24 protein-coding genes are annotated in these 22,517 nt (G+C 45.9%); 6 read left to right on the top strand and 18 right to left on the bottom strand.

From position 1 onward, the window contains the following. Window positions 1-739: 739 nt before the first annotated feature. From rpmA to RIG27_RS07095, 6 genes are all read right to left on the bottom strand, one after another. Complete coding sequence (gene rpmA, locus RIG27_RS07120) at window positions 740-1,027, bottom strand: 50S ribosomal protein L27 (protein ID WP_446339739.1); 288 nt, start codon at window positions 1,025-1,027, stop codon at window positions 740-742. 161 nt (window positions 1,028-1,188) lie between these two features. Continuing rightward, window positions 1,189-1,632, bottom strand: a complete 444-nt coding sequence (gene rplU / locus RIG27_RS07115) for a 50S ribosomal protein L21 (protein ID WP_446343728.1) — start codon at window positions 1,630-1,632, stop codon at window positions 1,189-1,191. 739 nt (window positions 1,633-2,371) lie between these two features. After that, complete coding sequence (locus RIG27_RS07110; protein ID WP_446343726.1) at window positions 2,372-2,617, bottom strand: hypothetical protein; 246 nt, start codon at window positions 2,615-2,617, stop codon at window positions 2,372-2,374. Between the two features lie 99 nt (window positions 2,618-2,716). Continuing rightward, window positions 2,717-4,726, bottom strand: a complete 2,010-nt coding sequence (locus tag RIG27_RS07105) for an ABC transporter ATP-binding protein (RefSeq protein WP_446343725.1) — start codon at window positions 4,724-4,726, stop codon at window positions 2,717-2,719. A gap of 36 nt (window positions 4,727-4,762) precedes the next feature. Then, window positions 4,763-5,923 carry a glycosyltransferase family 4 protein gene (locus tag RIG27_RS07100; RefSeq protein WP_446343723.1) on the bottom strand — a complete coding sequence of 387 codons (1,161 nt, stop codon included), beginning with the start codon at window positions 5,921-5,923 and terminating at the stop codon, window positions 4,763-4,765. Between the two features lie 63 nt (window positions 5,924-5,986). Continuing rightward, window positions 5,987-6,193 (bottom strand): hypothetical protein, encoded by a 207-nt coding sequence (locus tag RIG27_RS07095; protein WP_446343721.1) that lies wholly within the window; start codon window positions 6,191-6,193, stop codon window positions 5,987-5,989. Between the two features lie 236 nt (window positions 6,194-6,429). Here RIG27_RS07095 and gloB point away from each other — a divergent pair, with 236 nt between their 5' ends. The 3 genes from gloB (at window position 6,430) to dnaB (ending at window position 9,362) form a co-directional block, all read left to right on the top strand. After that, entirely contained in the window at window positions 6,430-7,203 is a 774-nt protein-coding gene (gloB, locus tag RIG27_RS07090) for a hydroxyacylglutathione hydrolase (RefSeq protein WP_446343719.1), read from the top strand. 131 nt (window positions 7,204-7,334) lie between these two features. Further along, window positions 7,335-7,793, top strand: coding sequence for a 50S ribosomal protein L9 (gene rplI / locus RIG27_RS07085; RefSeq protein WP_446343717.1), 459 nt, complete (start codon window positions 7,335-7,337; stop codon window positions 7,791-7,793). Between the two features lie 222 nt (window positions 7,794-8,015). After that, on the top strand, window positions 8,016-9,362 hold the full coding sequence (dnaB, locus tag RIG27_RS07080; RefSeq protein WP_446343715.1) for a replicative DNA helicase: 1,347 nt from the start codon (window positions 8,016-8,018) through the stop codon (window positions 9,360-9,362). Between the two features lie 147 nt (window positions 9,363-9,509). Here the strand turns inward: dnaB and RIG27_RS07075 are convergent, their stop codons facing one another. Both RIG27_RS07075 and RIG27_RS07070 read right to left on the bottom strand, forming a co-directional pair. Beyond that, window positions 9,510-10,061 (bottom strand): FKBP-type peptidyl-prolyl cis-trans isomerase, encoded by a 552-nt coding sequence (locus RIG27_RS07075; RefSeq protein WP_446343713.1) that lies wholly within the window; start codon window positions 10,059-10,061, stop codon window positions 9,510-9,512. A gap of 26 nt (window positions 10,062-10,087) precedes the next feature. Further along, window positions 10,088-10,411: a phasin family protein gene (locus RIG27_RS07070; RefSeq protein WP_044209078.1), complete on the bottom strand. Its 324-nt coding sequence runs from the start codon at window positions 10,409-10,411 to the stop codon at window positions 10,088-10,090. 331 nt (window positions 10,412-10,742) lie between these two features. On the opposite strand from RIG27_RS07070, the gene RIG27_RS07065 reads away from it, so the two are divergent. Next, window positions 10,743-11,114: a hypothetical protein gene (locus tag RIG27_RS07065; RefSeq protein WP_446343711.1), complete on the top strand. Its 372-nt coding sequence runs from the start codon at window positions 10,743-10,745 to the stop codon at window positions 11,112-11,114. Between the two features lie 130 nt (window positions 11,115-11,244). Here RIG27_RS07065 and RIG27_RS07060 read toward each other — a convergent pair whose 3' ends face one another. The 4 genes from RIG27_RS07060 to RIG27_RS07045 form a co-directional block, all read right to left on the bottom strand. Next, on the bottom strand, window positions 11,245-11,706 hold the full coding sequence (locus RIG27_RS07060; RefSeq protein WP_446343709.1) for an N-acetyltransferase family protein: 462 nt from the start codon (window positions 11,704-11,706) through the stop codon (window positions 11,245-11,247). Between the two features lie 19 nt (window positions 11,707-11,725). Further along, entirely contained in the window at window positions 11,726-13,732 is a 2,007-nt protein-coding gene (nblS, locus tag RIG27_RS07055) for a two-component system sensor histidine kinase NblS (protein WP_446343707.1), read from the bottom strand. A gap of 53 nt (window positions 13,733-13,785) precedes the next feature. Further along, window positions 13,786-15,036 (bottom strand): phosphoribosylamine--glycine ligase, encoded by a 1,251-nt coding sequence (purD, locus tag RIG27_RS07050; RefSeq protein WP_446343732.1) that lies wholly within the window; start codon window positions 15,034-15,036, stop codon window positions 13,786-13,788. A 360-nt stretch (window positions 15,037-15,396) separates the two neighbouring features. Next, a complete protein-coding gene (locus tag RIG27_RS07045) occupies window positions 15,397-16,824 on the bottom strand; it encodes an FAD-binding domain-containing protein (protein ID WP_446343705.1) in 1,428 nt (475 codons plus the stop codon). A gap of 258 nt (window positions 16,825-17,082) precedes the next feature. Here RIG27_RS07045 and RIG27_RS07040 point away from each other — a divergent pair, with 258 nt between their 5' ends. Further along, window positions 17,083-17,697, top strand: coding sequence for a Uma2 family endonuclease (locus RIG27_RS07040; RefSeq protein ID WP_446343703.1), 615 nt, complete (start codon window positions 17,083-17,085; stop codon window positions 17,695-17,697). Between the two features lie 326 nt (window positions 17,698-18,023). On the opposite strand, the gene RIG27_RS07035 is transcribed toward RIG27_RS07040, so the two are convergent. The 6 genes from RIG27_RS07035 to RIG27_RS07010 all read right to left on the bottom strand — a co-directional run bounded on the left by RIG27_RS07035 (window position 18,024) and on the right by RIG27_RS07010 (window position 20,958). Continuing rightward, complete coding sequence (locus RIG27_RS07035) at window positions 18,024-18,575, bottom strand: NUDIX hydrolase (protein WP_446343701.1); 552 nt, start codon at window positions 18,573-18,575, stop codon at window positions 18,024-18,026. Between the two features lie 6 nt (window positions 18,576-18,581). Beyond that, entirely contained in the window at window positions 18,582-19,067 is a 486-nt protein-coding gene (gene folK, locus RIG27_RS07030) for a 2-amino-4-hydroxy-6-hydroxymethyldihydropteridine diphosphokinase (RefSeq protein ID WP_446343699.1), read from the bottom strand. A 70-nt stretch (window positions 19,068-19,137) separates the two neighbouring features. Continuing rightward, complete coding sequence (locus RIG27_RS07025) at window positions 19,138-19,317, bottom strand: hypothetical protein (RefSeq protein WP_446343697.1); 180 nt, start codon at window positions 19,315-19,317, stop codon at window positions 19,138-19,140. Window positions 19,318-19,570: 253 nt separating this feature from the next. Continuing rightward, window positions 19,571-19,888: a hypothetical protein gene (locus tag RIG27_RS07020; RefSeq protein ID WP_446343695.1), complete on the bottom strand. Its 318-nt coding sequence runs from the start codon at window positions 19,886-19,888 to the stop codon at window positions 19,571-19,573. Window positions 19,889-19,959: 71 nt separating this feature from the next. Then, window positions 19,960-20,802 (bottom strand): Uma2 family endonuclease, encoded by an 843-nt coding sequence (locus tag RIG27_RS07015; protein WP_446343694.1) that lies wholly within the window; start codon window positions 20,800-20,802, stop codon window positions 19,960-19,962. 33 nt (window positions 20,803-20,835) lie between these two features. Further along, window positions 20,836-20,958 carry a hypothetical protein gene (locus RIG27_RS07010; protein ID WP_446343692.1) on the bottom strand — a complete coding sequence of 41 codons (123 nt, stop codon included), beginning with the start codon at window positions 20,956-20,958 and terminating at the stop codon, window positions 20,836-20,838. Between the two features lie 49 nt (window positions 20,959-21,007). Between RIG27_RS07010 and RIG27_RS07005 the strand changes: the two genes are divergently transcribed. Then, window positions 21,008-22,186, top strand: a complete 1,179-nt coding sequence (locus tag RIG27_RS07005) for a cysteine desulfurase family protein (protein WP_446343690.1) — start codon at window positions 21,008-21,010, stop codon at window positions 22,184-22,186. The last annotated feature ends 331 nt before the right edge of the window (window positions 22,187-22,517 follow it).

Genomic DNA, 22,517 nt, shown 5'->3' with positions numbered 1-22,517 from the left:
GTGCTGGGCTTTACTCCTACTACCAGTTCTATGATTGATAAAATTTTGGCTGTAGCTCTTGATTTAATCAATCCTAAACATTTAAGAAATTGGTTTGCTCATTGTTGTTACTGTACCTCATAGCAGCGCGAAGCGCTGTATTAAGGTGTATTAAGCCAATCCTTGTCCTCTATAATTTGTTACCGCTAGTGCTAGCGTATTTTGAAATTTTTAAAGAAGAATATTACATTAATTTATGGAACAAATCAACATTATTTTTGCTGGATTACTCACTGAGGATATCAGATTCTCTTAAATTTTTCGGGGGTTAATTTGTGTAAGCTGAATTTATAGAAAAAGCCCCCTCGACTCAATCCACCCGAAAGCCAAGCGTCTCCAAGGGAGCATCCCAATTTTGCACGTTAACTGTTGTGAAGAGAATGTTACTGACTGGTAGGCTGGTGGGCAATGCCATTGGTGTCAACTTAAGCCACATTACCCACGATAGGATACTGGGTGTTGGGTATGGGGTGTGGGGTGTGGGGGGAGCTAGCAATTTTGCCTCACTATGTATTAAAGTTTCCTGTTTGGAAAAAACGTTGTGGATGAATAGATGAGGTCAATGGTGGTAGGTGTTAGGTTTTTTAGCCTCCAACAGACACCCGACATCCGACACCCGACACCCGACACCCAACACCCTTGCTCAACCGAGCTTTCACCTTAAGTTGACGCGGATGGGGAAGAGACCCAACCTACAAATTTAAACCTGAGCTGTTGCCAGTTCAGCTTCAGCCGCAACTGGATAAATGCTCACTTTCTTGCCAGATTTACCCTTTCTCTCAAACGTCACCGTGCCATCAATCAGGGCAAATAGAGTATCATCTTTGCCACGACCAACATTGGTGCCAGGGTGAAATTTGGTACCCCGCTGACGCACTAAAATGTTACCGGCTTTGACAACTTGACCGCCAAAGCGTTTAACTCCTAGCCGCTTGGCATTAGAGTCACGACCGTTACGAGTACTACCTGTACCTTTCTTGTGAGCCATAGTCTCCTCTTGTTTTAATGGTGTGATACCAAATCCGGGGAACGCTACCCCCGTTATAACCTAGTCCGCGCAGGCGGACTTTGCTTGTGTAGCAGCGATTTCAATCGCCTCCTCTTGCATGGAGTTATAAAGGCGGATTTGGTGTGAGTGGATTCCTCTTCTTATTCTGGAGCAGTTTCCGATGTTGCTTCAGGGGCTGACTCCTCCGCTTCTGGTGGCATTACCTCCACAGGCGTCGCCGGAGTCGATGTTTCTGTGGATTCAGCGCTAGCACCCGCTAACACTGAACCATTCATACTAATAGCATCAACCATCAGACGGGTAACTTCCTGGCGATGTCCCCGCTTTTTGCGGGTTTTCTTCTTCGGCTTCATCTTGTAGACCAGGATTTTGCGATCGCGAAAATGCCGCATTACCGTGCCTTCAACGGTTGCTCCATCAACCCAAGGCTGACCAATGGTGACATCACCATCATTTTCAACCAGCAACACCCGTTCAATCGTAACTTTTTCTTCGGGTTCAACGGGGAGGAGTTCAATGTCGTAAAAACGACCCGGTTCAACTCGTAGTTGTTTTCCGCCTGTCTCAATAATTGCGTAACTCATGGAATTGTCCTTAAATGTAGCCGTACAGGTAGCTAGCTCATCTTGAGATTCGGACTGACGCATTAGGTCATTAGGATGAGGAGACGCAAGCGTGCTCTCGATTTAGCTTGCGGTTGTACTCACTTACTCACTATGACGGCTTTGACGTTAGTCCTACCTCAGGTAGAGGAGCGGTAAATCGCTGGCGCTCTACTTATTTGAGCAGCTTTGGGTATATCTTGACCTGATCCGAGCAGGAATATACACGCAGTCCATAATCATCTGTCATTAGCTAAGGATATGTCAAGTTGGAGCTTGGCTGCACGACAGGTTAGCGGGTTCATCTGATAGTCAAACCCGGATTTCTCACAAGTTTTGCGATCGCACTCCCGAAAACCTTTACCTAGACCAGGTTCTGGGCATTTCTGACGAACCAAGAATTTCGACAGAGTGTTGAATGCCTTATTATACCGTTGATCCAGGCTTTATAAGCCTTTGGGGAATCGTGGTGAGAAATCCGGGTCAAAGCTGTGGCAGATTTCATCTCATAAACTCGACCTATATTTTAGCATCATTAATAGATTGAATCTCTGGAAAAAATTCTCTCATGAGAGAACCACATAATTCTTGTACTTTCTCTAAATAGTCTAATAAGAAGAAGTTTAGCTGGGATGAGTCTATGTCTAAGCATAGTCTCAGACATGCAATTGCCAGATGCCTCCTACCACTGAGGACGAAATCTAGCTTGCCAACTATCGCTTTAATCTGTGCGGCTTGGCATGGCGTTGTAAGTTGTATACAATAGTTGTATACAATAAGGTTTAATTTCGGGAGTAAGCTCATTTAATATCCTATTTGATAGGACTACATCACTGATTCCTTTGTACTCCCGAAAATCATGTGGTATAAGCATAACACTGATTTTTTTATTTTGATTAAACATTGCCTGTAAAGTATTTACATAAACTTCAAAAAGCTTGGAGTTTTTGGGATTAATTCCAATCACTATTCGACCCTCATCGTGTTGCTCATTGATCCAGTTACACATCTTCCATATAATTTCAGAGTATTGGAAAATAGTATTTGGATAGTAGGGTAATAATGCCTATTTTCTGGCAAGTTTAGCACTATTCTCAAACAATTCAATAGTATTAAGGATATTAATGGCTGAACTATAGGATTCTTCTAGTAATTCATTCTCCTCTTCTGGACTATCTACTAAGTCATCCGCTAACAACCGGATCGAACCGATCATAGAGTTAAGCATGGTTCGGACTTCGTAAGAGGCTTTCATTAAAGCAGGATTTGGGGTGGACGTACCTTGGGGATGTTCAGCAAATTGCATCTGATACAACCGTGCATAATATCCTCCTTTGCGTAAAAGTTCGTCATGTTTCCCGACTTCCATCACACACCCTTTCTCTAAAACCGCAATTTGATCGGCGTTTTGCACAGTGGAAAGGCGGTGAGCAATAACCAGAGTTGTGCGATCGCGACTCAATTCCTCCAGCGCTTCTTGCACCAAACGCTCAGAAACCGTATCTAATGCACTCGTAGCTTCGTCCAGAATCAAGATATCCGGATTTTGTAAAATAGCGCGAGCAATAGCAAGGCGCTGACGCTGTCCTCCTGACAATAACACCCCGCGATCGCCAATCATCGTATCAAACCCCCCAGGGAGTTGTTCAATAAATTCTAAGGCATTCGCCCGTCGTGCCGCTTCAATGACATCTTTTTTGGAAGCATCTGGTCGAGCATAAGCAATATTATCGTGAACCGAGGTATTGAACAAAAATGTATCTTGGCTAACAATTCCCATATTATTACGGAGACTTTTGATATCAAACTCCCGCACATCAATTCCATCTAGGCTAATACTCCCCTCTGTGGGATCATAAAATCGTGGTAATAAATCCGCTAACGTTGACTTCCCGGCACCCGATGCTCCCACTAACGCTAATGTTGTCCCACGAGGTAAGTCTAAATTAACCTCTTGCAACACTACCTTGTTCGGTTGAGTCGGATAGGCAAACGATAGCTGATGAAAATAAATTCCTTTTTTTAAGGGATGGTAAGACTGAGAACCTTGGTTCATAAAGGGCTTATTATCATGACGCAAGAAGTCATGTGCCACTTCCACACTGGCTGAACTATTTGCTAAGGAACCCCTCGCTCTGTTTAATTGGGAAATTAACGGTAAGAGCCGTTGCAGTAAGATGAGAAAACTTAGTAATACCGCCGATAGAGCCTCGATCTGACTAGCAAAAAATATTCGCCCCATAAACACAATTGTCAGCAAACCGACAATGCTAGTCACTTCACCAACAGGTCCTATGGCTGCATTGTTTGCCTGGGATTGAAAATCTGCCTTTTCGCGATCGCGGATTAGCTGTTGGATTCGTTGATACTCTCTCTCATCATTACCGGTAGCTTTAACCAGTCGAATTCCGCTCAACGTTTCTAGTACGGCAATCGAATAAGCTTTTGACAGACTTGATAGCTGTTTGCCAAATGCTTTGGCACGACTAATTGAGTATTGATTGACTAACGCAACAATAGCAACTAAAACTGTTGAAGCTAATGTCAATTCCCAGGAAAGAGCCAGTAATAAGGCGAGAAATACTAGGGCATTCGTTACCGTCACCATCATATTCAGTATGGTGCTAACCTCCCCAGCAGCTCGACCAATTTCTGTCCCTAGGCGATTCACGAGATCACCGACTTTCATGCGAGAGTAAAAATCTATATCTACGTCGAGTAATAATTTCACGCCGGCTTCACGTAAATCACAGGTAATTCGGCGTCTCAACGAACTGGAGGCTAATGTACTGGCATAATTAGAAATATTTTTTAATAGAATTAGTCCCACAATAGCTCCCGCCATCGCTAACAGCCGATAATTTCCTGGCAGGTTATTAAAGGGTGACATGATCGCCTTAAGAATAGGAGGACCACTTTTTAAATCTAAATCTATCCCTAAAAGATTTAAAACGATCGGAGCGATTAGGGCTGTACCCACACCGTTAAATAATCCACCCGATAATCCTAAGAGAACCGTTATCGCCACTCGAATTGGATATCGCCTAATAACTTTTGATAATAAATTGGAAGCCATAGAGTCTTATTTGTTTAGTATGGTCAATACTTAAAACTATAATTGACTAATCACTTCAGATAGTATATCTGCCATTTTCTCTATACTGTAACACTCCATACACCTTTTTCTCGCCTGTTTTCCCCGCTCAATTGCTTCTTGGTAGTTTTGAAATATCCACCGAATTTTATCAGCAATTTGTTCAGGAGAACTGGCATCGACCAAATAACCCGTGTCTGCTAAAATTTCTGGAATGTCGCCAACGCGGGTGGATAAAATTGGTTTGCCCATTGCCATACCATCTGTCAGCTTAATCGGGAATTGGGCATGAGCTGTAATTGTATCTCGTTGAGGCACAACAACCAGATGAGCGGCGGCTACAATTTCGGGCATTTGATCCACAGGGGTTGATGGCAGTTTAATGATCCAACGTTTGCCGTTCTCCATGAGATGCTCAATATAGCCATCTCCAATATCTCGACCTCCAACTAAAACCAGCCGTAAATCGGATTGATTTAATTGGTCTAGTGCCAATAAAACATCCTCAATACCTTTATGAGGACGTGCTGTACCGGGAAACATTAGCACTCGATAACTGGACAAACCATATTTCGCTCGACTGATTTCCGGGTCAAATCGCTGAGGATCAAATAGTCTTGTGTCTTTTCCATTGGGCAGATAGATACCTCCAAAACGATGTTTGAGAAATTGCGTATCAACCGTTACAGCATTGGCTCGATTAATTAGCTTCTCGATCCACCGCAAATAGAGCCAATGATCGGGAAACCTCAGGGCCCCACTAGGTTTGAGTAGGTCTCTCGCCAACTGTTTTATTGTGGGATGATATTTCCACTGACCTGCACCAAACCAACTTAACTCCCAATCATCAATGTCTAAAATGATTGGTTGATGGGTTTGTAGGCGTTTGAATAAGGCTAGACCAAAACTTGTTGGTCTAGGTTTTATGGCATAGATGATATCTGCTTCAATTTCTTTGAGCAAGTTTTGGGCTGAATGCAAAATTTGAGGATAATTACAACCCCTTACCCAATGAACAGGAAGCGTCGCAGGTGGTACAGGATATAGACTTTGACCGAACACAAAACCGCCAACTTTAACGTCGTAGTTGAGCTGCTGTAATACCTGACCGAGGAGGTAGGCTCTAGTCCCTCCTCCTCCTGATAAATCCGGAGCCAATATAAAAACTTTGTTGACCACTCGTTTGTAATAACTAATTTAAAGATATGACACAGGTGACACATTAATAAATCTTGAGCATGGCTATTCCAAAAACCGCACACGACCAACCTGCCGTTCATCCAAGACACGATTGATATAACTACGTTCTTCATCAGTAACTTTATAGTCAGAAAGCATCGTAGTAACCAACTGAAGATACTCTAAACGGCTCAATTGACCTGTATCGAGAATCCGATCAACAATTTGGGCGATCGCGGGACTAGAGGGGCGTTGAACAGTTCCTGCCATGGGCGGTTAGTCTTTTTTAGCGGTGACCTAGATTTTCGACTACGATAGCCTAGTTAACCGAGGTTTGTCATCTCAAGCTGAGTGAGCGGTAGTAGAGATAGGATGAAGGTTAAAGGCTATGCGAGTATTTCCATTCTAATCTAATGCCTATTGACACGATTTGCCATTGAGGTGGTTTATCTGTCGAATAGGGAAAATGATTGATAGCCGACTTTTCTGAGGAGTAACGATTCAATATGCAAGTCCATCGACTACCAGCCCTTTCAGATAACTATATCTTTTTGCTGCATGAACCTGAACAGAACATTGCTGCTGTCGTTGATCCAGCCGAGGCTCAACCTGTATTACAGCATCTGGAAAAACTGGGTGCAGAGTTAGTAACAATTTTTAACACTCATCATCATTGGGATCATGTAGGTGGAAATCAAGAATTAATCCAGCGGTATCCTGATGTCTGTGTCTATGGTGGAACCCAAGATCGGGACAGAATTCCGGGACAACAGGTATTTTTACAAGAGGGAGACGAGGTTCAGTTTAGCGATCGCACGGCTGAGATATTTTTCGTTCCCGGTCATACTAGCGGGCATATTGCCTACTATTTTCCCCCTGTCACCAGCGATGAAGTCGGTGAATTATTCTGTGGTGACACCATATTTGCCGGAGGATGTGGCAGACTTTTTGAAGGGACACCCAAGCAAATGGTTGATTCCTTGAGTAAGCTGCGAAGGTTACCGGACAACACCCGTGTCTGGTGCGCCCATGAATACACCTTAAAGAATCTTAAATTTGCCCAAACCGTTGATCCCAACAACCCAGACCTGCAAAGCCGCTATACTGACGTTGAAGCGGCTCGTCGTCGAAAAGAGGCAACAGTCCCCTCCTTACTGGGCGTCGAAAAATTGACGAATCCCTTTTTGCGCTGGGAACAACCGACACTCCAAGAAGCGGTCAACAGTACAGAACCCGTGCAAACCTTTGCCCGATTGCGGGGAATGAAGGATCAGTTTTAACACAGGGTGTAGAGACGTAGCATGCTACCTCTCTACTCTAGGAGTTGCACTCGGATCGCAAATTTTCGTATGATTGAAATTCTGACTGAGCATCAGTATCTAAGTTAAATAGCCCGTACCCAAAAAAGACAATGGCAAAACGTGTACAGTTAGTTTTAAATCAAGACGTTAGAAAGCTAGGCAAATCCGGCGAACTGGTGGATGTCGCTCCTGGCTATGCTCGTAATTATTTAATTCCCCATGGGATAGGAACGTTAGCCACTGCTGGTATTCTCAAGCAAGTTGAGCGGCGCAAAGAACAAGAGCGACAACGTTTACTCGAAGAAAAGCAGCAAGCTGAAACCCGTAAGACAGCATTAGAAACCATAGGTCGCTTTACCATCCGCAAGCAAGTGGGTGAACAAGAGGCAATCTTTGGTACGGTTACGGCAGCTGATGTAGCAGAAGCCATTCAAGAAACCACAAACCAAGAGGTCGATCGTCGGGGAATCACGCTTCCCGATATCAGCAAGCTCGGTTTCTACAAGGCACAAGTCAAACTGCATCCAGAAGTTACGGCGGTTATAGAAATTCACGTTGCTCCGATGTAGAGACGTAGCATGAGGAGTCTCTACTCCGGATGTAGGGGTGGGTTTTACCGATAACGTTTTGGCACCGTCCCGATAACTTGACTAAACCCGCCCTTCTAGGGGAAGAAAGACAGAGGAAATTAAATTAGAGTTACCTGCAAGTAGTAAGTATGAACCTTACAGCCCTCCGCTACCCCGCTCCCCTGCTCCCCTACCCTCTGGTTGTACTCGCTATCTCTGGCGATGGCTTCAAACTTTAACCTTTCAATCATCACTAGCTCTATACCGCCTCAAAACATTGAGGCGGAAGAGTCTATTTTGGGTGGGATCATGCTTGATCCTGAAGCCATGAGTCGAGTGGTAGATTTATTATCTCCAGAAGCCTTCTACGTTAGCGCTCACCAAGAAATCTATAGATCTGCCTTCATTCTGCACCATGAAGGTAAGCCAACGGATTTCATGAGCGTTACCTCGTGGTTGTATGACCATAAATTATTAGACAAGGTGGGGGGTCAAAGCAAGATAGCGCAGTTAATTGAACGCACGGTGTCAGCCGTGAATATTGACCGCTACGCAGCGTTGGTGATGGATAAGTACCTGCGCCGTCAACTCATCCAATCGGGAAATGAGATTGTTCAATTGGGTTACGAGACACATAAGGAGTTGGACTTTGTTCTTGACCAAGCGGAACAGAAAATTTTCAATTTGACTCAGGTGCGTCCACAACAAGGGTTAGTGCCAATCTCTGAGACATTAATTCAAGCCTTTCAGGAAATCGAAACGCTTCATGAAGGACTTGCCTTACCCGGTATACCCTCTAATTTCTATGACTTGGATGCGATAACGGGTGGGTTTGGGCGTTCTGATTTAATTATTGTGGCGGGAAGACCCTCAATGGGTAAAACTAGCTTTGCGTTGGCTATGGCTCGCAATATTGCCGATAGATTTCCTGTCGCAATTTTTAGTTTAGAAATGTCCAAGGCGCAATTAGTCCAGCGGCTTTTATCCAGCGAGGCGGGCATTGAAAGTAACTATTTGCGAACGGGGCGAATTACTCAAAATCAATGGGAACCCCTCTCCCATGCGCTGGGAACGTTATCAGAATTACCCATTTATATCGAGGATACGCCTAACCCCACCGTTATGCAGATGCGATCAAATCTGCGGCGTCTCCAGGCAGAACAAGGGGGAACGCTGGGATTAGTATTGATCGATTACTTGCAGTTAATGGAAGGGGGTGGTAGTGAAAATCGAGTCCAAGAACTGTCTAGGATTACCCGTTCTCTCAAAGGGTTAGCCCGTGAACTGAATACTCCTGTGATTGCCTTATCTCAGCTTAGTCGAGGGGTAGAGGCGCGGACGAATAAGCGACCGATGATGTCCGATTTGAGAGAGTCGGGTTCGATTGAGCAAGATGCGGACTTAGTGATTATGTTGTACCGGGATGAGTATTACCATCCGGATACGCCAGATCAAGGGATAACCGAAGTGATTATTTCCAAACATCGCAATGGTCCAACTGGCGTGGTGAAGTTGATTTTCGACCCTCAGTATACTCGCTTCCGCAATCTTGCAAATCCCAATCAGTGATTATTTCGTCATTCGTCATACTCGCTTCCCGAAAAGAAGCAAGCTACGTCTTATGTTTATGTAAGTCTCACCAACCGCCTTGGGTGGAAACCCAAGGCTAAAAGCTCAAGTCAGAATGAAGCTGACTGGGAGAGGCGGGACAAGTTTTTAGCTAATTTTGAGTAATTCCACATCAAAAATTAGAGTCGCGTTGGGCGGAATCACGCCACCTGCACCACGGGAACCATACCCCAATTCCGGGGGAATGATCAGCCGCCGACGTCCGCCCACTTTCATCGTGGCAACGCCTTCATCCCAGCCTTTGATCACCCGTCCTACACCGAGTTTAAAGGAAAACGGACGGTTGCGATCGCGGGAACTATCAAACTTGGTGCCATCCTCCAGGGTTCCGGTATAGTGAACCACCACGGTTTGACCTTTTTGGGGTTGTGCGCCTTCACCTTCTTTGAGTTCGATATATTTCAAACCCGATGGTGTGGTTACAACATCCTGCTCGGTGTTCTGTTCCTCAGTTGAATCCGTACTCATAGCAATTGATTGATTTTCAGGGATGGGTTTAGCCTGGGTAACTTGGGTTAGGGGTTGAGGTTGAGTTGGGTTGAGTTCGTCGGCGGTTGCACTCCCACGACTGAGTTGAGTCACGACCAACAACAATCCACAGGCAACAATAACACCTAAGCTGATTAGAATATCTCTCAAAATCTATCCTCCTATTCAATGTTTTATTAACGCCACAGCTTATTTTCTAGATCCCGCACTTGACGTTCCAACCTATCAATGCGCCCCCGCAATTCATCCACTTCCGTTTGCCGAGGCACACCTAACTCCTGCAACAGATGCCTTAGCTGTCGTTCCATGTTGACTTCAAAGTTACCTTGCTCCGATTTGATCTGCTGCACCATATCATCAACGAATCCTTGGGCTTGCTCTGGATTAATTTTTCCATCTTTTACCCATTCATCGCTAACTTCTCGTAGTTTGTCTGCGACCATTGACGTTGTGCCTACACCAACCATCAATAACTGCTTCAGCCAATCTCTATTATCCATACGCTGTTCCTGTAACTCCGTGCTAACCCCAGGATAGGGGAAGGGAGGTTGATTCCAACCCCCAGTTCCATTTTGTGCTATCTTGCCCACAACTGCTGCCGTGTTTACCCGCCCTGAAGCGAGAAGCAGGGGCACAGAAACGACAAGTAGTCGGACTGGCATAAAACGGCACGCTCCGGAGCCAGTGCAAGTAAACCGCCCTCAAACCCTTACTGTTCCCTGTTGCCTGTTGCCTGTTGCCTGTTGCCTGTTGCCTGTTGCCTGTTGCCTGTTCCCTGTTCCCTGTTCCCTTGAGAAAATTACCCCAAACACCCAGCTAACGTTAGACCTGATGCCCAATTGTCCCCGTTGCCATCAATCTATCAGTAATCGAGAAATTACTTGTCCTCATTGTGGCATGATTTTCAAAGCCCACGGTCATCCGGGTATTACCTTACACCGAGCCGTGGAACAAGAGTATTTGTGTCAAACCTGTCTCTATCATGCTGATGATACTTGTACGTTTCCTCAACGTCCCTATGCCAAAGAATGTACCCTTTACACGGATAAGGATCAGTCTCCGCTCCAACCTGAGTCGATTGATATGCCGCGTCGTACTCTCTTACAAGCAGCAAAATTGTGGTGTCAGCGTCACCCAGCCGTAGTCGGGTTACTGGGATTGCTTGCAGTTAGTATCGTGTTTACTTTACTCTCTAACTCCTGAGTCTCTATATGCTGGGCGGTTGAAAACGCAGCTACACAAACGAAACCCGCCTGCGCGGGTTTTCAATATTTCATTAGTCCGCGTAGGCGGACTTTGTTTGTCTAGCTGCGATTTTAATCGCCGTGTCTAGTTAATGAATTTTCTCAACTAAATAACGCTTAAACTCCACACCCTGACGCTCGACAATCTCCGTATCATAGTGGTGAAAGCCATATTTTTTAAACAACCCCAAGCTAAACTCACTGGCTTCTGCATATAAGCGCTCAATCCTGTGATTTTTGGCATAATCCAAGAGCGTTTGCATCAGAGTCGAACCAATCCCTTGGTGGATGAGATCGCGCCGGACATAAACGGCGGTAATATGACCATCATCGGCTATTCCGGCAAAGCCGAGACTTCCGGTTTCATCGGTGGCGATAAATGTAGTCGCTTGTACAATGAACTCGCCAAACCTGACATTATCTGTGGCAAACGACGCCCACATCTGAGTTTGCTCAGGAGAGTAATAGTGCGGCGCGATCGCGAGTACCGTTTCTTGATACAATTGTGCGAGTTCCGGAATATCTAATTCTTCGGCAATCCGAACAGTCATGTTTATAATCGGTGAAACTTTACGTCACCGATGCCGTTGTCTCATCCGTCTCTGTTGGCTGTAAGTGATCTTCTGTTGTCAGTAAGTGGTCTTCTGAAGGCTGCTCAATTGATTGGTCTTTTTCGGTACACACATCCAAATTAAACCAGAAGGTTGTACCAATCCCCACTTCACTAACTAAATAAACTCGGCTGTGATGTTTTTCAACAATATTGCGGACAATGGAAAGCCCTAAACCCGTCCCTTCCAGGGTATGAACTCGATTCTCGACGCGGAAAAATCGATCAAAAATGTTTTCTTGATCCTCCCAATCAATCCCAATACCTGTATCAGAAATTTCCACCCGAACTTGGGGAATTTCATCCGGATGATGGGGATTGGGTTTTAGGGGATAGGCACGAATCACTACTCGTCCCCCGGATTCTGTGAATTTCAGTGCGTTGCCTACTAAGTTATCAAAGACTTGCAGCAATAAGTCATAATGCCCTAACACGGGAGGCAATTTAGGCGAAATTTCCTGTACCAGTTCAATCCCTTTATCCCGGGCATTAAGCTGGTAGGTGCGGAGGGTTTGCTCTACGGGTCCAGCAATATCTACGGGTTCAAAGTGATAAATTCGGCAAGATGTCTCCAATCTGGACAAATCTAAAACATCATTAACCAGACGAGTTAAACGGTCAGTTTCTCGATTCGCCGTTTCCAGAAATTCTTGCCGTTCTACCTCGCTCAAGTCTTCGCCGTATTCGTGTAGGGTTTCGATGAATGATTTGATGTTAAATAACGGCGTTCTCAGTTCGTGAGAAACATTGCTAATAAACTGACTCTTTGCCTCATTCAGTTCAACCTCACGGGTAATATCCTGCACCGTCATGGCAATACCTTTAATGCTCTCGCGATATTGGTCAAACACCCGCGTCAGCAGAATCCGAACAGTACGCAGTGTGGGTTCAGTCAGGGTAATACGGAACTCCTCTCCTTCCCGTTCCGCCGTCGTTTCGCCGCCAGCAATTTGATACAGAGGTCGCGTCAGTTCAGACTTGACGACTGGCGGTAGATGATGCAACAGATTTTCGCCAACTAGGGTATGACCATCCCAGCCAAAAATACGCCGTGCTGTCGGGTTGACCAAAATCACGTTCAATGTGGTATCCAGTAATACAGCACCATCTGCGATCGTAGATACCAAGGTTTCCAGTTTGGCTTTTTCTGCGGTTAATTCCTCAATATTTTGTTCTTCATAACGCTCTAAGCGTTCTGCCATTTCGTTGAAGCTGGAAATCAGTTCTCCCAGTTCTCCACCCAGGGGTAAGTCAATGCGCTGCTTGAAGTTCCCTGCAGCAATATTTTTCACACCCGTGAGCAGCTCTTTAATCGGTTGGGTAATCGTCAACGCATTAAATACGGCGCCCAGAATCACCATCACCCAAATTGAGATAAACACAGCAATGGTGACATCTCTAGTTAAATTCGAGGAGGCGACAACCGTGGGATTGGGGTTAATGCCAATGGCTAAAACGCCGAGATAGTTCCCTTCATGGGTGAGGGGGACAAAAACATCCGTCACTTCCCCGTCTGGGGTGACATGCTGCCGAACCATCGGTAGGTCAGAGTTTTTGGCGTAGTCTTCGGGAAGCTGAATCCGGCGTCGAATGGAGAGAGAATTGTGGACTTCCGATTCAGAAAAGGGGATGCCGAAGAAAATTCTGCCATCCTCATCCGCGTAAATCATATAGCGCACACTAGAGGTACTGCTATAAAAACGGTGAGAAAAGCGAGCGACTTCGGTGAGATTGTTTTCGGCAATCTGAGGGGCGACATTCGCCGCCAGCAGTAGACCCAAATCCCGACCAAAACGAGTGTCGTTCACCCGGGCGTCTTGTTGAATCGTATTGACCGCCCAAAAGGTCAAGCCACTCATAATCAGGGAGACGGCTAAGGTCGCCGCCGCCATTAATCGGGTCTGGAGAGTAAACTCCGACCACCATCGTCCCAGTATCTCTCGGAAGGTTTTCAACAAAGCCAGCAAAATTGGTTGATCAGCAGTGAACGGAAACGTTCTCTTAACTTATCTTAATTCTCTCAAACATTGATATCTTTACGATAGTACATTCCCTCAAACTCAATACAGTCTATCGCCCGATAGGTGGCTGCGATCGCGCCCTCTAATGTTTCCCCGGTTGCTGTCACCGCTAAGACGCGCCCGCCATCGGTTAGCATCTGTTCCTTTTTAAACTGAGTTCCGGCACAAAACACCGTAGTTCCCCGTTCCTGGGCTTGTTCAATCCCACTAATAACATGACCCTTCTGATACGCCCCCGGATACCCTTGCGCCGCCGCCACCACACAAGCCGCCGCCCCAGATTGCCAGCTAATTGGCGGAAATTCTGCTAGTTTCCGCCCGGTACAAGCCAAGAGTAACTCGTGCAGAGGCGTTTCAAGTAACGGTAAAATCGCTTGAGTTTCTGGATCACCAAAGCGACAATTAAACTCCAGAACCGTGGGATCACCTTGAGGGGTAATCATTAATCCCGCGTAGAGAACCCCGCGATAGTCAATTCCTCGTTCTTGCAACGCCTTAACTGTGGGTTGGAGAATATCTTGTTCAATCCGTGCCATCAAGCTAGGATTCACCAGGGGAGAGGGAGCAAACGCGCCCATCCCTCCCGTATTTGGACCCGTATCTCCTTCACCAATCCGCTTATGATCTTGAGCGGGTAATAAGGGACGAATCGTCACGCCATCGGTTAGTGCCAAGACAGACACCTCTTGACCCGTGACACAGTCTTCAATGACCACAGCCTTAAACTTATTCTTAAACAGAAACTCAACCGCTGCCACTGCTTCCTCAATGGTTTGAGCTACCGTAACCCCTTTTCCGGCTGCCAAACCATCTGCCTTGACGACAATTGGGGCATCTTGCTGTTTCAGGTATGCGATCGCTTCATCCTTATCGGCAAACATAGCAAACCCAGGAGTGGGAACGCCAGCCGACTGCATTAACGTTTTTGCCCAAGCCTTACTCGATTCAATTTGGGCACCGGCTTGAGTTGGACCAAAAACCACCAAGTTTTGACGACGTAGGTAGTCGGTAATCCCCAATGCTAGAGGGAGTTCCGGACCCACAACCACTAATGAAATATTATGAACTAAAGCAAACCGAGCAATTCCCGCAAAATCATCCACTCGTAAGGACAGGTTCTGACACTGTGGATTTGTCGCTGTACCCCCATTGCCAGGAACACAGATTACTTGTTTAATGCGTTGAGATTGCAACAGTTTCCAGGCGAGGGCGTGTTCGCGTCCCCCATTGCCAACCACCAAAATCTTCACGTTAGCCTCGCGCTCCCGAAGAAATGAACGATAAAGTAGACACTGCCATAAAGCAGGGGGTACATCGGCTTGCGCTGTACCTATGAGTGTGTGAGTTGAGCAAATGTCCTCTATTATGCCATGGTCTGTCGCCATAAGCTTGATTTTTGATTGTGTAGGGGCGGGTTTCACCATTAACAGTTCTTGTCACCCAACTATGACTCAACCCGCCCCGACCAAATCCGAGAGTTCTAACCCTTCACTTCGGAAATAGGGGGCATAGCGCGTGCCCCTTCGCTATTTATCCAACGTCCAATACGTTCTGTAAATATTCTTCAAAACCCAACGAATGACAAATGACGAATGACAAATGACGAATGACTATCCTTTTTGCTGTTGATAGCGCTGTTTAAATTCTTGCTGTCGTTTTTTGTGATCCACGATGGGTTGAGGATAGCCACAACTAGAACTTTCATCCGCAGGAATTTTACCCGTCACCAGATATTTTGTATCTAGAGAACTCAGTTGGGGTAACCATTGGCGAATATACTCCCCATCAGGGTCATATTTTTGTGCCTGACTTGCTGGATTAAAAATTCGTAAAGGTTTCGGGTCCATTCCACTGGAGGCACTCCATTGCCAGCCACCATTATTAGCCGCTAAGTCACCGTCATATAATTTTTGCATAAAATACGTTTCACCCCATTGCCAGTTAATAATTAGGTCTTTGGTTAAAAAGCTGGCAACAATCATCCGACAACGGTTATGCATCCATCCCGTTTGATTTAATTGGCGCATGGCAGCATCAACAATCGGATAACCCGTTCTACCTTCACACCACGCTTGAAACAGGGTTTTATCATTGTCCCAAGGGAAATCTTGAAAGGTGTCGCGATAGGGTCCTGTTGCTAATTCCGGAAAGAAATAAAGGGCGTGTTGATAGAATTCTCGCCAAGCTAATTCCTGTTGCCAAGTTTGAATACCATCACGAGTTTCATCGCTACGGCTACGTTCTATCTCTGTTTGGGTGGCTTGCCAAACCGTGCGAATTCCGATCGCCCCAAATTTGAGGGCGGCGCTGAGTCGGGATGTACCATCAATGGCGGGAAAATTGCGTTGATGTTGGTAGTCATCAATCGCGCGATCGCAAAATTCCTCTAGTCTCTCCTGGGCGGCTTTCTCTCCCGGTTCTAGCATTAGAGAATTGTCCCACGTAAACCCTAAATCTTTAGCCGTAGGTAACTCAATTGTGCCAACTTTTTTCACTACATCCTGTTCCGTTTCGGTGAGTCCTTCAGCATTTTTTAAGGATTCAGCGGGGGCGGCTTTGGCGTGGTCTTTCCAGTTTTTCCAGAATGGGGTATAAACTTTGTAAGGATTGCCGGAATTGGTGCGAATGTCTCCGGGGGCGTGTAAGAGTTGATCCCAGAATGATTCAACCGCAATTCCTTTTTCTGCTAGGGCATCTTGTACCGTGCGATCGCGCGTTTGGGCATAAGGTTCCACATCTCGATTCCAGACTACCGCTTTAGCTTTGAGGGCGTCAGCTAGAGCGGAAATTCCTTGAGTAGGGTTTTGATGCAGGATTAATAATTGACTCCCCGCTTCAGCGTAGTGTTGTTGTAACTCCTGTAAGCAACCAATCATGTACGTGACTCGTGCTGGGGCGATATCATCCCGTTCTAGGATATCTGGGTCAAGACAAAAGACTCCTATCACCTTCTGGCTTTTTTGACAAGCCGCAGCCAGACCAATATTATCAGAAATTCGTAAATCACGGCGATGCCAGAAGAGAATCAGATCAGTCATGAATGATGAGTTTTGAATGGGTAGGGGCGGGTTTAGCCTTTCTGGTTTCGCTGTCGATTATAACGTTTATTCAAAACCCGCCCTCCGGGTTAATCAATCAAGCAAGTGCATTAAAATGGGCTAAAACTATTATCTAGTCAGCTTTAGCTGACTTTAGCTGACTTTAGCTTTTAGTCTTGGGTTTCAACCTAAGGCGTTTTAATGCTTGTGGGTCAGTGTTAGGATAAAGCAAACGACTTACAGGTAGTGTAGTTTCAGATGATTCAAATCCTACCAAAATCACTAACATTTGACGAGTTTGTTGCTGAATACGGAGATCATCCTCGCTATGAACTAATTGATGGAGAATTAGTTGACATGGAACCAACAGGTCCGCATGAACAGGTAACGGGCTTTATTAACATGCAGTTGAACCTAGCCATCGCTCATCTTAAGCAACCCTACTTTATCCCGATGCGATGTCTGATTAAACCCTTAGGTCAATCTTCAGTCTTTAAACCGGATGTGATTGTACTAGATAGACTTGCCCTACGCGATGAACCGTTATGGCAACGTGAACCGATTATTACACTGGGAACTTCAGTCAAGTTAGTGGTTGAGGTGGTGAGTACAAATTGGCAAAATGATTATGCCCGCAAAGTGGATGATTATCAAGCCTTGGGGATTCAGGAATATTGGATTGTTGATTATCTGGGCTTAGGCGGAACGTTTTTTATTGGTTCTCCTAAACAGCCGACGATTACTATCTGCGATTTAAAAGGAGAAACTTACGAGATGAGACAGTTTCGACGGGGAGATTATTTAGTGTCACCAATGTTTCCTGACTTGGAGTTAGACGCTGACCAAATTTTCAAGGCTGGTGTGTTAGATTAGCCGTAATCCATGAATTTCGCTAGTCGTCATTTATTTATATCAACGCCAGGAAACCCAACAAAATAGGGCTAAAGCCCTGACTACGAATCCAATCATTAAGCACCAAATTCAGATAATATATGTTCCGTTCAGGTTGTAGAGATGTTGCATGCAACGTCTCTACAATGTTCGCCACACAACCCTATTTTTCTACCTAACCAATAGCTCCCCTCTCCCCCGGTGGGAGAGGGGCTGGGGGTGAGGGGGTTGTGGCTTAAGTTGACACGCATGACTGACGTGCGCCCTTACGGTTGGTTTCCCGGATATCTTCAACAACAATTAACCCACTATTGCTGCAAAAACGGACGCGCTAGGTAAAAGCTACAAATCGATTTAGCATCAACCGCATCCCCCCCATGAATCGCTTTTTCTAATTGTTCGGGTGTCATCAACACCGTTTCTAAATCTTCATCCGCATCCAATCCTGGCGGTGTCTCCAATTTCTCTAAATCTTGCGCCAGAAATGCGTAAATATATTCATCAGAATACCCTGGTGCCAAGGCAAAATTCCCCAAAGATTGCCAACGGTGCGCCCGATACCCGATTTCTTCTTGGATTTCCCGTTGGATTGTGGTTTCGGGATCTTCTAAAGGTTCCACCGTACCCGCCGGAAACTCTAATAACCGCCGTTGTACCGTAAACCGATATTGACGCACGAGTACCAGTTTCCCCTCTGGGGTCACAGGAACCGCTAGCGCCCCACCGGGGTGACGAACGCATTCCCAGTCGCCTTTGGCTTGATTGGGAAGACGCAGGTGATTAACTTCAAAGTTAAATTTGCGTCCCTGATAAACAAAGCGTTGTCTGAGTAGTTGAGGGGGTTCTTTACCTTGAGGCATGTCTAACTATACGGGGTGAACTCCAGAACAGTCTACCCTTTGTACGAGTTGTGCGATCGCACATCCGGATACCGGTTCAACCCAGTCGGGGGCAATTTCGGCTAAGGGAACCAGGACAAAGGCTCGTTCGGTCATCCGAGGATGGGGGATTTGCAGGGTAGGGGTGTCTATTATTAAATTATCGAATAATAAGATATCTAAGTCTAGGGTTCTCGGTCCCCATCTTTCCCCCCGTTCCCGCCCGAACTGTTTTTCGATGCTGATAAGGGTTTGTAATACGTCGTGGGGGGTTAGCTGTACGTCTAGAATCACACAACCATTGAGATAATCCGGCTGCGGCGGACCAACGGGGGCTGTTTGATACCAGCTAGACTGAGACGTGACCGTGATATCGGGAGTTTTCGCTAACATGACTATAGCCGCCTCTAGGATGGCACGGGAATCCCCCAAATTGCTGCCTAGTGCGATCGCCGATGGTTGAGAGTGTGACACGATACACCGTTCCGAAAAACCTATACAGGACTATGCACACCTAAGCATATCTGGACTCTACAAACTGATATCAAAACATTAACTCTCCGGGTTGGAGTTGGCGGGGGTCAAAATGGTTATCAATCGCTTTCAACTCAAAGGATAAGTCTTTAGTCGGTGTCGGGGATGGGTAAGTCTTAGTGGCTAATGCAGCCGTACTCCCTAAGCTTAGGAGTGAAATAAGTGCGATCGCGGTTGGATGTTGACGCATTGGTAAATAAACTCATTGAAGGTTAATCGATGAGGCTACACTATCGATCATGACCTATATTTGCTAAACTGACGAGTTTGTACATCACTCCCCAGTATCAAAATCATGGAGTTTCCTATCAAAACGTCTTCAATTATTCAATGTCGTGTAGGGGCGAGTCGCTGGATTAGTGTAGATGGGGTAAGGGATTACTGATATTGACTCGCCCTTTTATCAATGTCGGTAGGGCGAGTCGCCGAGTGGTATGGGGGCTTTAATCTATCCTAGGTTCAATAAAAATACCCACAGGCATCCCCATTTCCATCAGCATTTGCAGCTTCGCTTTTTGATACGAACTCGGGTCAGTTTCCGCTTCTGTACAGCAGCAAGATTCCATGATTAAATCTGGTACTAATTCTGGATATGATTCGGGTAACTTTGTCAATCCATTCTGGCGCATATAATCCCACATGCGTTCAGCGCGAATGAAACAATTATCCGGTTCAATCACATCCCCATTCGGCAAAATCCAACCGCAGCGCCCCAAAACATAACCCAAGGGATGATCACAACCCGTTTTAACCCACTTCATCAAAGCAAAACCAAAATTAGACCTTGCTATCGCGCAAGCGTGTCCGATAGGACGTATCGCGTCTAATTTTATCATGAACTTTCCGGCACGTTACTGACAAATTCTGCCAGGGTTTGTGCCGTCAAAGCCACCGTCACTAAATCCTCTAATTGATTGACTTCCAGTACCTGTAAACGTGGCTCAACATCTGGCGGAACCTGTTCAAAGCGAGTTGAGAGGATACGCAATAGCTGTCGTAATGTCCCTTGTTGAAATCCTTGTTGTTGAGCCGCTTCTTCGGGTAGGGGGACAAGATTACCATCTTGATCATAAAATCGTAACCAAACCGCCGTCTCTCGGTCTATGGTTCCTTGCCAAGTTCCCAACCATAACCCCAATGTCTGACACCACAGCCAACCCTGCTGATTGGCGACTAACGGTTGATACTGTTGAGACGCATCCAAATGCCACCCCTGTAAGGAATTGGGGTCAAAGGGATTAAAAACAAAGTAATCCGGTGTTCTAAAAATACGCTCATAAATATCTTTCTTCGTCCCCGTATCCGCAGACGCCGTAGAAGGAGACATTAATTCGACAATTACATCAGGATAACGCCCCCCTTCTTCCCACACAACCCAACCTTGCCGTTCAGTCGTCCCGTCAACATTTAATACGGCAAAGAAATCGGGTCCTCTAAAATCTCGGTTCCGTACCTGTTCACTGCTGTAATAGATAAACATATTACCGCTGGTGAAGAAATCATTGCGGTCAAGATAAGCTTGCTGCAATGACCGAATCAGAACATTTATAGCAATACGGTGGCGATTACTTTCCAACGGTTCCCCATCATCAAAGATTAAGTCAGTTGGCGGCATGGATGGTTCCCAGCCTACCACAGTTTGGGATGTTGTCTCTTGGGTTACCAAGTCGGACATGATCAGCGTCTCTCTCCACTAAGGTGCTTTTTTCTACATACCTAAACGGATCTTAACAAAAGCGCGATCGCTAACACTCCCTTTACTGATTGTCTTTATTAATCGGTTATAGTCATTGAGAATGACAAATGACAAATGACAAATGACAAATGACAAATGACGATCACCGTCATTAACTTTAACTGTCCCTACCGACTTACTCCCTATGTCTCATCGTCCCATTTACCTTGACAACCACGCTACCACCCCCATGGATGAACGGGTGCTAGAGGCAATGCTGCCTTTTTTTAGAGAACATTTTGGCAACCCTTCCAGTATTAGCCACGCTTATGGTTGGGAAGCAGAAGCAGGGGTGAAACAGGCACGACAAATCTTAGCCGATGCTATCCACGCTACACCAGAGGAAATTGTTTTCACCAGTGGTGCGACAGAAGCGAATAATTTAGCGATTAAAGGGGTGGCTGAAGCTTATTTTAGTAAAGGGCGTCATATTATTACTGTCCAAACCGAACATCGGGCGGTGCTTGACCCCTGTACCTATTTACAAAACCTAGGATTTGAGGTCTCGCTTTTACCTGTCAAAAGGGATGGACTACTTGACTTATCTCAGCTTGAAAAAGCAATTCGTCCCGATACAATTTTAGTCTCGGTGATGGCTGCCAATAACGAAATTGGCGTATTACAACCCCTGGCTGAGATTGGGGAACTGTGTCACCAGCATCAGGTACTCTTTCATACCGACGCTGCCCAAGGGATTGGTAAAATCCCCTTGGATGTCCAGGATATGAATATTGACCTAATGTCCCTAACTGCCCATAAACTTTATGGTCCTAAGGGTATTGGGGTGCTTTATGTCCGCCGCCGTAACCCTAGAGTTAAGTTAGCGTCACAAATTCAGGGAGGGGGACAAGAACGGGGAATCCGTTCGGGTACTCTCTACACACCGCAAATCGTAGGCTTTGCCAAAGCGGTGGAAGTGGGATTAGCTGAACAAGCCTCTGAATCTCAACGCCTCCTCCAGTTACGGGAACAGCTTTGGAATAGTCTCTCTCAGGTAGGAGGGATTTACCTGAATGGTCATCCGAGTCAGCGATTGTCAGGAAATCTGAATATTTCTGTGGAAGGCGTGGATGGTTCCGCCCTGCTGTTAGGATTGCAGCCTGTCGTCGCCGTTTCGTCGGGTTCGGCTTGCTCCTCGACTAATGTAGCGCCATCCCACGTCCTTTTGGCACTCGGACATTCAGAATCCCTAGCTTATGCTTCGATTCGGTTTGGGATTGGGCGCTATAATACAGCCGAGGAAATTGATCGGGTTGCCCAACACGCGATCGCGACAATTGAGTCCTTGCGTCAAGCTCAAACCCCTAAAACGTCGATTCTGTAACCCGCGATAACCCCCTCACAGCTAAACTGATAGTCTTACCCGTTAACAATCAACAATCAAAGCAGTATAATGTAAAATTGAGGAAACAGTTGCGTACCTACAGTGACACTAGGTTCGACCTGTAGCAAACTATCTCATAGATACTGTCCGTAACTGATTCACACTTCCAGACTTTTGACTTGCACGTTACCAAACTCCAATGCTGGCCCTTGGGCGAAGGGGCATGACATTGGCTACCTGTAGCATTGGAGAAAAAGTAGATCCATGAGAGTGTCAGTAGTCTTCAGTCACTCCCCGATCGCGATTTACGTTTTCTAAGTAAAGCTAAAGT

Source organism: Coleofasciculus sp. F4-SAH-05 (assembly GCF_040222985.1).
GTDB classification, from domain to species: domain Bacteria; phylum Cyanobacteriota; class Cyanobacteriia; order Cyanobacteriales; family Coleofasciculaceae; genus Coleofasciculus; species Coleofasciculus chthonoplastes.
The sequence above is the reverse complement of the archived record's forward strand: the minus strand, read 5'-3'. Positions and strand labels throughout refer to the sequence as shown.